Origin of the sequence: Amycolatopsis sp. GM8, assembly GCF_021653975.1 — a bacterium.
Lineage (GTDB): Bacteria > Actinomycetota > Actinomycetes > Mycobacteriales > Pseudonocardiaceae > Amycolatopsis_E.
This window is the reverse complement of the sequence record NZ_JAJKFK010000002.1, coordinates 792,714-808,177: the sequence shown is the minus strand read 5'-3', so window position 1 is coordinate 808,177 and position 15,464 is coordinate 792,714. Positions and strand designations below refer to the sequence as shown.

The window sequence follows — 15,464 nt, the reverse complement described above, 5'->3', positions numbered from 1 at the left end:
GGAAACTCCGTACGGATATTGACTGTACGTACATCCAGTCAAAAGAGAGACGACCCTCCCCCGGCCGAGGGAGGCCGGAGAAGGGGTTCGCAGGTCAGCGGTCGACGTCGCCCTTGATGAACGCTTCGACGGAATCGTGCGCCTGGGAGTCGTTGTACTGCACCGGCGGCGACTTCATGAAGTAGGACGACGCGGAGAGCAGCGGGCCGCCGATCCCGCGGTCGAGCGCGATTTGCGCGGCGCGGACGGCGTCGATGATGATGCCGGCGGAGTTGGGCGAGTCCCACACTTCGAGCTTGTATTCGAGGTTGAGCGGAACGTCGCCGAACGCGCGGCCTTCGAGCCGGACGTAGGCCCATTTGCGGTCGTCGAGCCACTGCACGTAGTCCGACGGGCCGACGTGCACGTTGGCCTTGCCCATGTCCCGGTCCACCTGGGAGGTCACGGCCTGCGTCTTGGAGACCTTCTTGGACTCCAGGCGGTCGAGCTCCTTCATGTTCTTGAAGTCCATGTTGCCGCCGACGTTGAGCTGCATCGTGCGGTCGAGCTGGACCCCGCGGTCCTCGAACAGCTTCGCCAGCACCCGGTGCGTGATCGTGGCACCGACCTGGGACTTGATATCGTCCCCGACGATCGGCAGGCCGGCATCGGTGAACTTCTGCGCCCACTCCGGGTTCGACGCGATGAACACCGGGATCGCGTTGACGAAGGCCAGGCCCGCGTCGATCGCGCACTGCGCGTAGAACTTCTGCGCCTTGTCCGAACCCACCGGCAGGTACGACACCAGCACCCGCGCGCCCGACTCCTTCAGCGCGGCGACCACGTCCACCGGCGGCTCGTCGGACTCCTGGATGGTCTCCTGGTAGAACCGGCCGAGCCCGTCCATGGTGTGACCACGCTGCACCGGAACACCCAGCGGCGGCACATCCGCGATCTTGATCGTGTTGTTCTCGCTGGCCAGGATCGCCTCGGACAGGTCGTGCCCGACCTTCTTCGCGTCCACGTCGAACGCCGCGACGAACTCCACGTCCCGCACGTGATAGGGCCCGAAACGCACGTGCATCAGCCCGGGTACCCGCGACACGTCATCCGCGTCCGCGTAGTACTGCACCCCCTGCACCAGCGATGCCGCGCAGTTGCCGACGCCAACGATGGCCACCTTCACGCGGCCGTTGTTGTCGCCCATGCCGGATTCTCCTTAGGTCGTTTCCTTGTTCGGGTCAATCTCTCGGCTGCCAGTGCTGCCCACCACGCTGTTCCGCCTGCTCGTGCGCGATCAGCTCGTTGAGCCAGCGGACTTCGCGTTCACTGCTCTCCAGTCCCAGCCGGTGCAGCTCGCGCGTGTAGCGGTCGATCTTTTCCTCGGCGCGGGACAGCGCGGCCCGCAGGCCTTCCCGGCGCTCTTCCACGCGCCGGCGGCGGCCTTCCAGGATGCGCATCCGGACATCGGCCGGGGTGCGCGAGAAGAACGCCAGGTGCACGCCGAAACCCTCGTCGTCCCAGGTCTGCGGACCGGCGTCGCCGAGTAGCTGGGCGAAGTGCTCCTTGCCTTCGGCAGTGAGCTTGTACACCCTGCGGGCACGCCGGACCCTGGCCCTGGGCTGGGCTTTCGCGTGCTCACCGACCTCATCGGCCTCCTCGACGATGAAGCCCGCCCGCTGCAGCCTCCGTAGAGTGGGATACAGCGAACCGTAAGAGAACGCGCGGAACGTGCCGAGCGTCTCGTGCAATCGCTTGCGCAGCACGTAACCGTGCATGGGTGCCTCGTGCAGCAGCCCCAGGATGGCGAACTCCAGCACGGTGCACCTCCTCTCGGGCAACCGACCTCACGTCACCAACCTAACGCCCGATTATATCGAGCCGATACATCGAAGTGGCGAAGCTAACGACGTGGGTCACCTGAAGTTTCCCTGAGAACACTGGTGGAGTTCACCGGACAGTTATCGAACCGTCGGCGTGTTCCTCCGGTCCGCCGAGATCTTTAGGCCCAACAGCTCATGGCGCTCCGACACCGGCCACGTACTCTGTCACCGTGCAGATGCAGCGACACGTCGTGGACTACGGGCTGCAGCGCCGTGCGCTGCTGTCCGACTTCCGCGCGGGTCGCCTCGGTAGGAAGGACGTCTGCGACGCAGACCCGTACCTGCTCAGGGCGGCGAAGTTCCACGGCGAGCCGACCGACACCCAGTGTCCGGTCTGCCTCTCGCCGGCGATGACGCTCGTCTCCTGGGTCTTCGGGGACGAGCTCAAACACGTGGCGGGGTCGGCGAAGACGCCGGCCGAGCTCGCCCGGATGGCCGGGCTGTTCGGCGAGTTCACCGTGCATCAGGTCGAGGTCTGCGCCGAGTGCCGATGGAACCACCTGGTGCTGTCATACGTCCTGGGCACGGGAACATCGCGGCGGTCCTCGCAGAGGACAGCCGGGCAGTGACCGTACGACAACCGTGACCGCAGAACGGCGTACCCCGAAACGCCGGTCTGGGAGGCTCCTTCGTGAACGACGACTACAACCGCTCCTGGCCAGGTCAGGAGCCAGATGAGCCCCGCCCTGCCCCGCGCCAGGGCGGTGGCCCGCCCCGGCGCCCCGGCGGCGAACCCCCGCGCCGTCCGCAGTGGCCCGGTGAGTCGCCGCAGCAACCGGGCTGGCCCGCCGGCGGTGACCCGGACGGCGGCCCCACGCGGCGCCGCGTCCCGCCCGCCGGTCAACAGCCGACGCCGCCTCGCCGGCCCGGACCGCCCCCCGGCCCGAACCGTGGCGCCGGCTACACCCCGCCGCCGCCCGGCTCGCCGCCCGGGCACGATCCCGGGCTGCTGACCCACAGCCCGCTGGGCGCCGGCAGCTTTCCCGAGGACGACTACGACGACGAACAGGACAAGTTCGACGAGTTCGGCCGCGACGAGTCGCCGGAAGAAGCGGCCACCGGCAAGAAGGACAAAGCCGTGCTGACCCCGCTGCAGCGGCGGAAGCGTCGCTGGAAGATCGTCCGCCGAGTGCTGTACGCGATGTTCGGGCTCGGCGTGATCGTGCCCGCGGTCGGGTTCACGATCTCCTACTTCCTGGTCGACGTGCCCACCCCGGAAGAGGTGCTGACGCAGCAGAACCAGGTCGTCACGTACTACTACGGCGACAACTCGGTGATGGGCAAGGAAGTCCCGGACACCGGCAACCGCGAAATCCTCAAGCCGGGGCAGATCCCGGACACGGTGAAGCACGCGGTGTACGCGGCCGAGGACGCCACCTTCGAGACCAACAACGGTTTCGACGTGGTCGGTATCGCCCGCGCCGTCTACAACAACCTGACCGGCGGTCAGGGCGGTGGTTCGACCATTTCGCAGCAGTACATCAAGAAGGCCACCGAGAACGAGGCGCCGACGCTGTCCCGTAAGGCCACCGAGCTGGTCAAGTCGTTCAAGATGAACCAGACCCAGCCCAAGGAAGACATCATCACGGCGTACCTGAACATCGTCTACTTCGGACGGAACGCCTACGGTGTGCAGGCCGCCGCGCACGCGTACTTCAACAAGGACGCCGCGCAGCTGAGCCCCGCGGAAGCGGCGCTGCTGGCCGGGCTGATCCAGGGCCCGAGCAAGTCGGAGAACACCGAGTACGTCCAGTGGCGCTGGAACTACGTGATGGACAACATGGTCAAGTACGGCTGGCTGCCGTCCGCCGAGCGCCAGGCAGCCCAGTTCCCGACCCCGCTGCCGAAGGACCTGACCAAGCCGCAGGCGATCAAGGGCCCCGAGGCGTTCATCCAGGGCCAGGTCGAGGACGAGCTGGACGCGGCAGGCTTCTCGAAGGAGAAGCTGCAGGCCGGCGGCTACAACATCTACACGACGATCGACCCGTCGGCGCAGAAGCTGATGGAGGACACCGCACACAAGTACATGGACGACCAGCCGGACACGTTGCGAAACGCGATGGTGGCGATCGATCCGAAGACGCGCGCGGTGATCGCCTACTACGGCGGGCCGAACGACAAGTCGAACGCGGTGGACTGGGCCAATACCAAACGCAACCCGGGTTCGTCGTTCAAGGCGTTCGACATCACCGCGTTCCTCAAGATGGGCAAGGGGATCGGCGAGACGTTCGACGGCACCACGCACCGGCAGTTCGGCACGGTCAACGGGAAACCGCGCTACATCAACAACGCCGGCGCGTCCAACAGTTGTTCACAGCAGTGCACGGTCGCCGAGGCGACGATGCGCTCCACCAACACCGTGTTCTTCGACATGGTGGCGAACGTGACCGGGCCGCAGGCGGTCAAGGACGCGGCGAAACAGGCCGGGGTCACCAGCCTGGACAAGACCGCGGTGGACAACAACATCTCGCTCGGTGGTGGTACGACCGAGGTCACGCCGCTCGACATGGCTTCCGGGTACTCGACGTTCGCCGACGACGGTATCGCGCTGCAGCGGCACTTCGTGACGAAGATAACCGACCCCGGCGGCAACGTCGTCTACCAGACGCCGAGCAACCCGACGCCGGCGTTCGCCGCGAACAACGCGGACAAGAGCAAGCAGATCGCGGGCAACGTCACGATGGCACTCAAGCCCGTGATCGACTTCTCGCACCTGAAGTGCCCGCCGAACCACGAGTGCGCGGGCAAGACCGGTACCCAGCAGTACGACGCGAGCGGGCCGAACGCGAGCGGTAGCTCGAACGACAACTCGCAGGTGTGGATGGTCGGTTACACGCCGTCCATCGCGGTGTCCTCCTGGGTCGGCACCGGCGGCAACTCGCCGATCAAGGACAAGAACGGCAAAGCTGTCGGCAGTGGTGGTCTCCCCGCCCAGATGTGGCAGGAGTTCATCACCACCTACCTGAAGAACAAGCCGGCGGAGAAGTTCTCGACGGTGGACCCGATCGGCAAGACCGCGACCGCGACCACCGATACGCCGGCACCCCCGCCGCCCTCGTCGACGGTCCCGCCGGCCACGACTCCGTCGACGTCCTCGGCTCCGCCGACCTCGTCGTCCGCACCGACGACGTCGTCCTCGCAGTCGAAGCCGACGAAGCCGACGTTCCCGACCGGGATCTTCCCGACCGGCACCAACCAGGGCTTCGGCGGGACGACGAGTCCGGGCGGCTGAGGCCCGCCTTCAGCCGGAACCAACCCGGCTGCCCGTAACATCGCGCGCGTGTCCAGCCCGACCGATCAAGCCGCCGAACCCGCGCCGTCGTCGCTGAGCCCAGCCCAGCGGGTCGCGCCGAGTCTGACCGAGCCGCTCGTGGCGGCGGCGAGCAGACCGGTCGGCGGGCCGCTGGGTGAGCACGCCGCGGTGGGCAGGCACTGGTTCTGGAGCCCACAGCGGGTCGGGCTGGCGATGGCCACGCTCGCGCTGGTGCTGTGCTGGTTCGGCAAGGCGAGCTGCATCCAGCAGTACACCGACGAAACCGGGCAGAACCAGCTCGACTGGCGGGCGGGCCGGCCGTACGTGGCGATGTGCTACTCGGACATCGTGCCGCTCTACTCCGCCGAGCGCCTCGACCAGGCGGGCACCTTCCCGTACCGGACGAGCTGGGTGGACAACGCGGGCACCCCGAACGCGCACGCCCGGTACATGGAGTACCCGGTGCTCACCGGGCTGTTCCAGTGGGTCAACGCGAAGATCACATCGGCCTGGGTCAAGGTCTCGAACGCCGGCTGGCTACCCGGCGCGCTGCCGGTGGCCATCTATTTCAACATCACCGCGTTCCTGCTCGCGGCGGCCTGGCTGGTGACAGTGTGGGCAACCGGCAGAACCGCGAAACGCCGGCCATGGGACATGGCGCTCGCCGCACTCTCGCCATTGGTGCTGGTGCACGCTTTCACCAACTTCGACACGCTGGCGACCGCGTTCGCCGCGACCGGCCTGCTCGCCTGGGCGCGCCGAAAACCCGTGCTCGCCGGTGTGCTGCTCGGACTCGGCGCCGCGGCGAAGCTGTACCCGCTGCTGTTACTCGGGCCGCTGCTCGTGTTGTGCCTGCGGGCGGGCAAGTTCCGGTACTGGGCCAGAACGGCGGGCGCGACGGTGGTCGTCTGGCTCGCGGTGAACCTGCCGATCGCGTTCACGTTGAACGCGGGCTGGCGCGAGTTCTTCCGGCTCAACGCTTCGCGCGGGATGGATCCCGACTCGCTCTACAACGTCGTCTCGTACTTCACCGGCTGGGCCGGGTTCGACGGGCCACTGCAACCGGGACAGACACCGACCTGGCTCAACGTCGTCAGCGGTGGGCTGTTCCTGGTGTGCTGCGCCGGAATCGTGTACATCGGCCTCTCCGCACCGGTCCGGCCACGGGTCGCCCAGCTGTGTTTCCTTGTGCTCGCGGCATTCCTGGTCACGAACAAGGTGTGGAGCCCGCAGTACTCGCTGTGGCTGGTGCCGTTCGCGGCGCTCGCGATCCCACGCTGGCGGCTGCTGTTCGGCTGGATGCTGCTGGACGCGCTGGTCTGGCCGCCGCGGATGTTCTACTACCTCGGGGTCGACCACAAGGGACTGCCCGAGGACTGGTTCCTCGGCGTCGTCGTGCTGCGGGACCTGGCCGTCGTCGGACTGTGCGTGCTGGTGATCCGCGAGATCTACCGCCCGGCGACCGACAAGGTCCGCCTCTCCGGCGACGACGATCCGGCGGGCGGGGTGCTCGACCGCGCCCGCGACGTGTTCACCATCAAGCCGCGGCCGCTCAGCCCAGCGCTTCCCGCAGATAGCTGATGTCTTCGGCCTGACCGTCGGCCGGGGTCTCGACGATCACCGGCGCCTGCGCTTCCTTCGCGACGGCGACCAGTTGCTCCGGGTCGATCGTGCCGCCGCCGTGCACGACGTTGGCGTGCCGGTCGCGGGTCGAACCGAACTCGTCGCGGGAGTTGTTCAGGTGCACCAGGTCGATCCGGCCGGTGATGGCCTTGACCTTCGCGACGACGGTGTCGAGTTCCCAGCCCGCCGCGAACGCGTGGCAGGTGTCGAGGCAGAACCCGGCACCGAGGTCGCCGACGACATCCCACAGCCGCGCGAGCATGTCGAGGTGCCGCGCCATCGCGCCGTCGCCGCCCGCGGTGTTCTCGATCAGGATCGGCACCCCGAACCCGCCCTCTTCGGCCTGGCGCTCGAACAACTTGCCCCAGTTCTGCAGGCCCTGCTCCGGGTCTTCCTCCTTGCGCACATGCCCGCCGTGCACGATCAGGCCGCGCGCGCCGATTTCCGCGGCCGCCGCCGCGTGCTGGGCCACCGCTTTGCGCGAGGGGATGCGGATCCGGTTGTTCATCGACGCCACGTTCACGACATAAGGCGAGTGGATGAAGATCTCGACCCCGGCCGCTTCGATTTCCGCGCGGCTCGGCGCGGGCACGGGTTTCTTCCACCCCTGCGGATCCGCCAGAAAGAACTGCAATAGCTCGGCACCGCGTTCCGGTGCGGCGGACAGCGGGTCGTCATCCTTTACGTGGGCACCGATTTGCATCTGTCGAGGGTACTGCTTCGCGCCGCGCGTCTCCTGCGCGGAGCAAGCCGACATGCAGTAGCGTCAGCGGCGGTCCGGAGGGGGGACAATGCGGAAAATCGCCAATAGGGCTTTCGTGCTCGGGGTTCTCGCTGCTATCTCGACGAGCCTGGCGCTGCCAGGCTACGCGGCCGCGGACACCGATCCGGCGCTTGCCGGTGACTGCGCGAAAACCCTCGGCGCCGACAGCGGTGAAGCGCTGACGCTCGACGCGGGCGCTCCGCTGAACCAGCCCGGCCTGCTGACCCTCGGCACCGGATCGCGTTCCGCGAACACCCCCGCGCTGCATGTCGACCTGGCCAACGTGACGAGCGCGCTGAACGTCAAGGCGCTGCCGGGCACGGCGACCGTCGCGAATGTCTGCACCGGCGCGCAGGGTGTGGTGAACGCGTTGTCGGCCACCACGCAGTCCCTCCTCGGCGGCGGCCCGATCACGCCGGCTCCGCCGGGCAGCGGTTCCCCGAAACCGCCGAAGCCACCCAAGCCGCCGTCGAAGCCCGCGCCCACGCCGCCGCCCGCCGGCGAGGGTGCCGGTTCCTCAGCCGATTCGACCGATCTCGGCACCGTGCAGGTCGTGTCGTTCCCGCTGAACGCCACCTCGCCGTCTTCGCCGTCGGACCTGGGCTCACTGATTTCGCCAGTCGCGATCGCGCCGCTCGCGCAGGGGGTCATCCCGCCGACCGGCACCAGTCCCGGCGAGGTCCCGTCCGATTCGGGCAGCGCGCAGGCCCTGCCCGCGGTCTCGGCGGGTCCGGCGAAACTGCCGCTGCTGCTCGCCGCCATCGCGGTGGCCCTCGCCGCGGCCGCGCTCGCGCACGTCTGGCTGCGTCGCCGCCCGAGCTGAAATTCACCCGCTCGGCCCCCGTCACTCCGCTCGGTCACGATCGTTGTATCAGTGAGTGATGCCGCTACTGGAGGGCGCGGGATGCAGGGTCGAACACGCCGGGTCGCCGCGGTCGGTGCGACCGCTTTCGTACTGGCCGGATCGGCCGTGCTGGCCACGCCTGGCACGGCGAGCGCGGCGAGCACCATCACCGCGAAATGCGGCGACACGGTCACCGCGCACCCCGGCGACCAGATCAACAGCCCACTGGGCCTGCAGACCGTGACCGACGGCCTCACCTCGCTGGTCGGCGGGCTGCTGACCGGGCTGTGCAAGATCACCGTCAACGTCGTGGACACCGTGGTCGCGCCGGTTCCCGCGGTCGGCCCGCCGCTCGCCGGCGCGGTCGACGGCACCGTGGCCGGCACGACGAACGCCCTCACCGGCGCGGTCGAGGGCACCGGGAAGGCACTGACCGGCGGCAGCAGGCAGGACCAGCCCGCGCCGCAGAAACCACCGAGCGGCGGCCCGGCCCAGTCCGGTCCCAGCGGCGGCACTGGCAACCAGAGCACCGGTTTGGCGAGCCTCATCCCCGCCGCCGGCAGCCCGGTCCTGGGCGGCGGCGACCCGGCGATGTTCGACCTGCTGCCGTTCGGGTCCTCCGGCGGATACGCGCCGATGCGCGACTACAGCGACATCCCGTACGCGCTCGCCGGCCTTTTCGCGCCGTCGCCCGGCATCCGCTACGGCGGGCAGATTCCCGGTTACTCACCGGAACTCGGGACGCTCGGCAACAATTCGCCGGGGCAGCAGAACAAGTCGACGCAGAACGCGGGGCAGGCGGAGGCACTGCCGGCTCAGGGCAACAGCGGCATTCCCGGCAACGCCGGACTGCCGATGCTGATCGCGGTACTCGCACTTTCCGGCGTCAGTGCGGCATTGGTGCGGACCTGGGTTCTGCGCGCTGCTACTCCCTAGTATCTTCAGGCGCGGCTTTTCGTTGTCCCCTTTCGGATGACGTGGCGACCACTGGAGGAGAAGCACCCGTGCGCATGCCAACGCGGATCGACCGGCTCAGATCGACGCGACGGCTGCTGACCGCTGGTGCGCTCGCGGCTCTCTTCAGTGGCGCGGTGTTCGCCGGTAGCGCGTCGGCCAGCACGGTGCTCGCCCAGGGCTGCACCGGCAGCGTCGTGGGCAACATCGGTGACCAGATCGCCGTGCAGGGCAAGGATCTCGCGGGCCTGGTCCGCACTGGCGCCAAGGAGCAGGAGATCTTCCTGCACTTCAACGGGGTCAACCCGGACGGGCTCGCCGACGCGATCACCCAGCAGGGCGCGGTCACCGTGGGCTCGGTGCCCAACGCGTCCAACGGCAGCATCACGGGGGACAACGTCGCCGCCGCCGTGACCGACGCGCTGCAGAACGCCGACGGGCTCGGCACCTCCGCCGACCAGAAACAGAAGACGCTGACCGCGATCAGCAACAAGGTCGCCGGCAACTGCGGCATGACCGCCTACGCCGGCAACTACTCCGCGCCCACGAGCCTGCCCTCGACCGGCATGACTCCGCCGCCCACGACCGTGCCCGGCACGACGCTGCCGAACACCGGCGGGGCGACCGCACCACCGCGCGACTACGGCAACATCCCCGCGGCCGTGCCCGGGATCGCCGTCTCGCCCGGTGCGCGCTACCCGACCAGCGCCCCGATCGCCGGGCTGCCCACGCCGGAGGTGCTCGGCGGCAACCCGGCGGGTCAAACCGACGTGCGCAACGCCGGCGACGCCGACGCGATCGCGGCCGCCCCGTCCAGCACCACCGTGCAGTTGCCGATGCTGCTCGCCGTCGTCGCGCTCGCCGCGGTGAGCGCCGCGCTGGTGCGAATCTGGGTGCTGCGAAAACTGTCGTAGCCCGCCAGCCCCTCGCCCACCGCCACCCTCAACGGAGGCCCTGCGGGCCGCTGTCCTTCACCAAGTATCCTGTAGGGCGACAAACCCTCCTGCCACGGACAGTCCGTGGCCGCGAGCCCACAGGAGGTGAGTGGTTGTGTCACGCCATTACGAGGTAATGGTCATCCTCGATCCGACGCTCGACGAGCGCACCGTCGCCCCGACGCTGGACACGTTCCTCAACGTGATCCGCACGTCCGGTGGCAGCGTGGAGAAGGTCGACGTCTGGGGCCGCCGCCGGCTGGCCTACGAGATCAAGAAGCACGCCGAGGGCATCTACGCCCTGCTCGACCTGAACTCCGAGCCCGACGCGGTCAAGGAACTCGACCGGCAGCTGTCGCTGCAGGAGAACATCCTGCGCACCAAGGTCGTGCGCAAGGTCGCCGCGCGCAAGGCCGCCAAGGTCGCGGCCGCGGCGAAGGCCTGAGGCGGCGACCATGGCCGGAGACACCGTCATCACCGTGGTCGGCAACCTGACCGCCGACCCTGAGCTGCGCTTCACCCCGTCCGGAGCAGCGGTCGCGAACTTCACCGTGGCCTCGACCCCGCGCACCTTCGACCGCCAGAGCGGTGAGTGGAAGGACGGCGAGGCGCTGTTCATGCGCTGCAACATCTGGCGCCAGGCCGCGGAGAACGTGGCCGAGAGCCTGACCCGCGGCGCGCGCGTCGTGGTGCAGGGCCGGCTCAAGCAGCGTTCGTTCGAGACCAAGGAAGGCGAGAAGCGGACCGTCGTCGAGCTCGAGGTCGAGGAGATCGGCCCGTCGCTGCGCTACGCCACCGCCAAGGTCAACAAGGTCAGCCGCGGCACCGGTGGGGGCGGCGGCGGATACGGCAGCGGCGGCAGTGGCGGCGGCGCGCCCGCCGACGACCCGTGGGGTTCCGCCCCGCCAGCCGGGGGCGGCGGCGGTTTCGCGGACGAGCCCCCCTTCTAACCAACCACTCTCTTTTCATTCACCAGGAGCATTACCGTGGCCAAGCCACCCATTCGCAAGCCCAAGAAGAAGGTCTGTGTGTTCTGCAAGGCAGAGCAGAAGGGCCGTCCGGAATTCATCGACTACAAGGACACGAACCTGCTGCGGAAGTACATTTCCGACCGCAACAAGATCCGTGCCCGCCGGGTGACCGGCAACTGCAGCCAGCACCAGCGTGACATCGCCATCGCGGTCAAGAACGCCCGCGAGATGGCGCTGCTGCCCTACACCTCGACCGCACGCTAAGGAGGCACGTCAATGGCGAAGATCATTCTGACCACCGACGTGGCCAACCTCGGCGGCCCCGGCGACATCGTCGAGGTCAAGGACGGGTACGCGCGCAACTACCTGCTCCCGCGGGGCTACGCCATCCTGGCCACCAAGGGTGCGGAGAAGAACGTCCAGACCATCCGCCGCACCCAGGAGTCGCGCCGGATCCGGGACCTGGACCACGCCAAGGAGATCAAGACGGCGCTGGAGCAGCTGGGCACCGTCCAGCTCACCGCCAAGGCGGCCGAGGGCTCCAAGAAGCTGTTCGGTTCGGTGACCACCGCCGACATCGCCGCGGCGATCAAGGCGGCCGGTGGCCCGCTGCTGGACAAGCGGATCCTGGAGACCGACGGGCACATCAAGACCGTCGGGAAGTACCAGGTCAACGCGCGCCTGCACGCGGGCGTCCAGGCCTCCGTGCGGCTCGAGATCAAGGCCGGTCAGTAGCCCGGTCGACGTAAGAGAGAAGCCCCCTTTCACTCCGGAAGGGGGCTTTTCCCTTTCGGGCTCGGGAACCACTGGGCCTGCGCTAGCATCCAAGATGCTGATCTCGCGGGCACTGGGGACGTTAGTGAAGGGGAATCACCGCCATGACGCAGCCACCGTCGGCCGACGCTCCCGTGGACACGCTGACCTCGGTACCACCACCGGCCCCCATCCAGGTCGGCAACAACGGCAGCGCGGGCGGGTACAAGTTCGACCCCGACCAGGTCCAGGGCGTCATCAACAAGTGGAAGACGCTGCTGGATGACATCGAGACGGACATCAAGCAGGCCACCACGATTTCTCAAGTCCGAGCGCCCGGCGCCGAGTTCGCGAGCGGCGATTTCATCAAGCAGGGCGCAGGGCCTTCGGGTGACACGCTGCTCCAACAGCACCAGCGCATGCGCGAGTACGTCAAGAACTACATCTCCGCGCTCGAGCAGGCCAGCGGAAAGATCGCCCAGACCGACGACGAGGCACGGCAGGTCGCCGCGCAGCAGGGACAGGGAATCGTATGAGCAAGACCCGAGCCTTCCAGCTCGGCGCGGCCGCCCTCGCGGCCGCCGGGGTGTTGTCCGCCTGCTCCGGCGGGACCGACGCGGGGAGCATCCCCCCAGCCACCCCCAACTCGGGCGCCGCCACGTCGGACAGCTCCGGCGGCGACCTTGCGCCTCGTGTGCCCAGTTCGCTGCCGACCAACACGCTGTTGTCCGATCCGTGCAACGCGCTCTCCGCTGACCAGGTACGGACCATCGGCCTCACGGGCCCCGGCGCACGCGCCGATGATCAGACCGGTCCGAGCTGTAAGTGGCGCTCGACGAGCTATGACTCGAACGTCGTCTTCGTCGGTGCCCTGACCGCGAACAAGAACGGGCTCAACGATATCTACGCGAACCAGCCGAAGGACAAGTACTTCGAGCCGACGACGATCAACGGGTATCCGGCCGTCTACGCCGACGTCACCGATAATCGTTCGGGCGGAGATTGCACTCTGTGGGTTGGCGTCACTGATCAGTTGTCGGCGTACGTTTCCGGCCAGATCATCGATGGGCCGAACAAGTCCAACCCATGCCCGGTGGTCGAGCGTGTGGCCACGGCGATGGTGCAGCACCTGCAGGGCTCATAGGAGGGGATGGGCGAGATGGGTAAATACGCAAGCACGGGCTATGTCGTCGGCAACACGATCATGCCTGGTGCTGGGGGTCTGGTCGGCACCATGGCTGGGGGGCTCGTCGACCTGTTCTCCGGGCCCGAGGCGCAGCAGCAGCAGGCGAACATCGGCGGCCGCTCGATCGATGCGCGGGCGATCTGGGAGCAGATCCACCCCGGCAGCGCGGACTCCCTCCACGAAGGGGCCAAGGCGGCCGGCACGCTGCAAGGGGTGCACGACAATCGCGCGGGTCTGATCGACGAGATCAACAAGTCGATGGACGCCGCCTGGCAGGGGAACGCGTCGCAGCAGGTGCAGGCCGGGGCGCATCCACTCGGTATCTGGCTCCGTGACTCCGCGAGCAACCTCCAGAAGAGCGGCACCTACCTGACCAACCAGGGTGAGGCCTTCGACTCCGCCCACTCGAAGGTGCAGGAGATCGCCGCGACGCCGCCGCACGCCAGCATGCTCGACCACATGAACCCGTTCAGCGACAAAGACGACGAGATCAACAAGTACAACCAGCAGGGCCAGACGAACGTCCAGGCCTTCAACGACTACTACAACGCCAGCGGGCAGAACGCGTCCGGCATGCCGCAGTACAGCGCCTGGCAGGGCAACAACTTCTCCGAGAGCAACGGCCCCGACAAGCACGACCCCGGCGGCGGCGGCAAGAACGTCGGCATCGTGCCGCCCACCGGTGGGGGTGGCGGCGGCAACTTCAAACCGGGCAGTGTCGGGAACATTCCCGGCACCGGGAACCTGCCCCGCTACGACACGAAACTGCCGAACACCGACGGCACCGGCGGCATCGGCCAGGACGGGGGGAACGGCCGCGACACCTACCAGCCCAACCCGCCCAACGTCGGTTACAGGCCGCCGACCTGGAACGACGGCACCACGGCGGCCGGCTACACGCCCAGCACATCCGAGACCGACTTCGGCGGCGGCGGGTTCGGGCCCAGCGGGTCCGGCTACGGCGGTGGTCTCGGCAGTGGCTCCGGATCCGGTTCGGGCTCAGGCTCGGGCGGCGGCTACGGCGCCGGTTCGTTCGGCGCAGGCGGCTTCGGCCCCGGCGGGGCGGGCGCGCTGGGCGGAGGCGCGAGCACCGGTTCGGGTGCCAGCAGTGGTGCCGGTGGCGCCACGGGCGCGGGTCGTGGTGGCGTCGGCGCTGGTGGGGCCGGTGCCGCCGGTCGTGCCGGGTCGTCCGGCATGGCCGGAATGGGTGGCGCCGGTGGTCGCGGCAAGGGCAGCGACGACGAGGAGCACCAGACCAAGTACCTGGTCAGCGAGGACCCCAACGACCTGTTCGGCACCGACGAGCTGACCGCGCCACCGGTGATCGGCGAGTGAAGTGCTGAACGCTCCGATCAAGATCGCCACCCCGATCCTGCTCAACCTGATCAGACGCCGCGGTGGCGAGCCGCACCCGACCCTGACCAGCGTGCCCACCTGGTACGACGAGAGCGCGCAGCGCACCATCGACCAGGAGATCAACTCGCTGCTCACGCAGCACGGGCTGATGGGGCCACGCGGGATGGACCGCGGGCTGCTCGACGCCGTCGAGTCGATCTCGCGCCCGCAGGTCGAGTACTACGGCTGGTTCGACGGTGACTTTCCCGGCACGCCGAGCAATTTCGCGCTGCTCGCGGGCAGCGGCGCCGGGGGCGCGTTCGTGCTCGTCCGCCTCATCGACGAGGACGCGGTCATCCTCGCGCCGGAACGTCCCGAGACGGTGCTCGCCGGGTTCGTCGAAGAGATCCCGCCCGGCCGTCCGGCGACGGGTCAGCCGTTGATCACCACCAAGGCCGAATTCCTGGCCGGCCGCGACGCGCGCCCCGAGGGCGAATACACGGTGATGCACACCGGACGGGAGAACACGCCCGCGCCCGCCAAGGAAATGAAGCGGATCATGGACGGGCCTCGCACCGGCGCCGGCACGTTGTACGTCGCCGCGCGTACGCGCAGTGGCAGCAGGCGCCGATGTGAACGGCCGCTGAACTTCCTGGATACGCCGGAAGGCCGCTGGTTGATCGAGGAAAGGCCAGGACGTGACGGCGCGCTGGTGGTCTTCACGCCCGCATCGCCGCAGGTCCTGGGCGAGCGACTACGGAACGCACACGGCGCACTCGGCTGAACACGCGCTCTGCCACCCGTACAGCCCACCGGACCGCCTGCCTACCGTCCGTAGCATTCATCCACAGGCATGTGTCCACCGAATCATGCGCGCGGCGCCACGACACGCCGAGCGCACGTCCTTCCGCGACACGCCGACGAGTTTTCAGCAATGTTTTCCACAGCTTGCCCACAGGGTCTGACCTGCACATCTACTGCGTGA

General features: G+C 68.4%; 17 protein-coding genes. 14 read left to right on the top strand and 3 right to left on the bottom strand.

The features are described from left to right. Positions 1-94: 94 nt before the first annotated feature. Both LOZ83_RS11310 and LOZ83_RS11305 read right to left on the bottom strand, forming a co-directional pair. Positions 95-1,186, bottom strand: coding sequence for an inositol-3-phosphate synthase (locus tag LOZ83_RS11310; protein ID WP_236790393.1), 1,092 nt, complete (start codon positions 1,184-1,186; stop codon positions 95-97). Positions 1,187-1,220: 34 nt separating this feature from the next. Further along, positions 1,221-1,799 carry a PadR family transcriptional regulator gene (locus LOZ83_RS11305; RefSeq protein ID WP_236790392.1) on the bottom strand — a complete coding sequence of 193 codons (579 nt, stop codon included), beginning with the start codon at positions 1,797-1,799 and terminating at the stop codon, positions 1,221-1,223. Between the two features lie 233 nt (positions 1,800-2,032). Between LOZ83_RS11305 and LOZ83_RS11300 the strand changes: the two genes are divergently transcribed. The 3 genes from LOZ83_RS11300 to LOZ83_RS11290 all read left to right on the top strand — a co-directional run bounded on the left by LOZ83_RS11300 (position 2,033) and on the right by LOZ83_RS11290 (position 6,696). Then, a complete protein-coding gene (locus LOZ83_RS11300; protein WP_236790391.1) occupies positions 2,033-2,431 on the top strand; it encodes a DUF5318 family protein in 399 nt (132 codons plus the stop codon). A gap of 62 nt (positions 2,432-2,493) precedes the next feature. Then, positions 2,494-5,094, top strand: coding sequence for a transglycosylase domain-containing protein (locus tag LOZ83_RS11295; RefSeq protein ID WP_236790390.1), 2,601 nt, complete (start codon positions 2,494-2,496; stop codon positions 5,092-5,094). A 48-nt stretch (positions 5,095-5,142) separates the two neighbouring features. Continuing rightward, complete coding sequence (locus tag LOZ83_RS11290; RefSeq protein WP_236790389.1) at positions 5,143-6,696, top strand: glycosyltransferase family 87 protein; 1,554 nt, start codon at positions 5,143-5,145, stop codon at positions 6,694-6,696. Here LOZ83_RS11290 and LOZ83_RS11285 read toward each other — a convergent pair. Then, entirely contained in the window at positions 6,668-7,441 is a 774-nt protein-coding gene (locus LOZ83_RS11285) for a deoxyribonuclease IV (RefSeq protein ID WP_236790388.1), read from the bottom strand. The genes LOZ83_RS11290 and LOZ83_RS11285 overlap by 29 nt on opposite strands. 88 nt (positions 7,442-7,529) lie before the next feature. Here LOZ83_RS11285 and LOZ83_RS11280 point away from each other — a divergent pair, with 88 nt between their 5' ends. From LOZ83_RS11280 to LOZ83_RS11230, 11 genes are all read left to right on the top strand, one after another. Further along, the gene (locus LOZ83_RS11280; protein ID WP_236790387.1) at positions 7,530-8,324 is read left to right on the top strand and encodes a hypothetical protein; all 795 of its coding nucleotides are present in this window, start codon (positions 7,530-7,532) and stop codon (positions 8,322-8,324) included. An 81-nt stretch (positions 8,325-8,405) separates the two neighbouring features. Beyond that, entirely contained in the window at positions 8,406-9,281 is an 876-nt protein-coding gene (locus LOZ83_RS11275; protein WP_236790386.1) for a hypothetical protein, read from the top strand. Positions 9,282-9,355: 74 nt separating this feature from the next. Next, entirely contained in the window at positions 9,356-10,213 is an 858-nt protein-coding gene (locus tag LOZ83_RS11270; protein WP_236790770.1) for a hypothetical protein, read from the top strand. Between the two features lie 136 nt (positions 10,214-10,349). Further along, entirely contained in the window at positions 10,350-10,679 is a 330-nt protein-coding gene (rpsF, locus tag LOZ83_RS11265) for a 30S ribosomal protein S6 (protein WP_236790769.1), read from the top strand. 10 nt (positions 10,680-10,689) lie between these two features. Next, positions 10,690-11,184, top strand: a complete 495-nt coding sequence (locus LOZ83_RS11260) for a single-stranded DNA-binding protein (protein WP_236790385.1) — start codon at positions 10,690-10,692, stop codon at positions 11,182-11,184. A gap of 36 nt (positions 11,185-11,220) precedes the next feature. Next, positions 11,221-11,469 (top strand): 30S ribosomal protein S18, encoded by a 249-nt coding sequence (gene rpsR / locus LOZ83_RS11255; protein ID WP_236790384.1) that lies wholly within the window; start codon positions 11,221-11,223, stop codon positions 11,467-11,469. Positions 11,470-11,481: 12 nt separating this feature from the next. Continuing rightward, entirely contained in the window at positions 11,482-11,940 is a 459-nt protein-coding gene (gene rplI / locus LOZ83_RS11250; protein WP_236790383.1) for a 50S ribosomal protein L9, read from the top strand. 143 nt (positions 11,941-12,083) lie between these two features. After that, positions 12,084-12,494 (top strand): hypothetical protein, encoded by a 411-nt coding sequence (locus tag LOZ83_RS11245; RefSeq protein ID WP_236790382.1) that lies wholly within the window; start codon positions 12,084-12,086, stop codon positions 12,492-12,494. Continuing rightward, the gene (locus tag LOZ83_RS11240; protein WP_236790381.1) at positions 12,491-13,102 is read left to right on the top strand and encodes a DUF3558 domain-containing protein; all 612 of its coding nucleotides are present in this window, start codon (positions 12,491-12,493) and stop codon (positions 13,100-13,102) included. Before LOZ83_RS11245 ends, LOZ83_RS11240 begins: the two co-directional genes overlap by 4 nt. 15 nt (positions 13,103-13,117) lie before the next feature. After that, positions 13,118-14,479, top strand: a complete 1,362-nt coding sequence (locus tag LOZ83_RS11235; protein ID WP_236790380.1) for a hypothetical protein — start codon at positions 13,118-13,120, stop codon at positions 14,477-14,479. A 1-nt stretch (position 14,480) separates the two neighbouring features. Further along, positions 14,481-15,263: an ESX secretion-associated protein EspG gene (locus tag LOZ83_RS11230; protein WP_236790378.1), complete on the top strand. Its 783-nt coding sequence runs from the start codon at positions 14,481-14,483 to the stop codon at positions 15,261-15,263. Positions 15,264-15,464 lie beyond the last annotated feature (201 nt).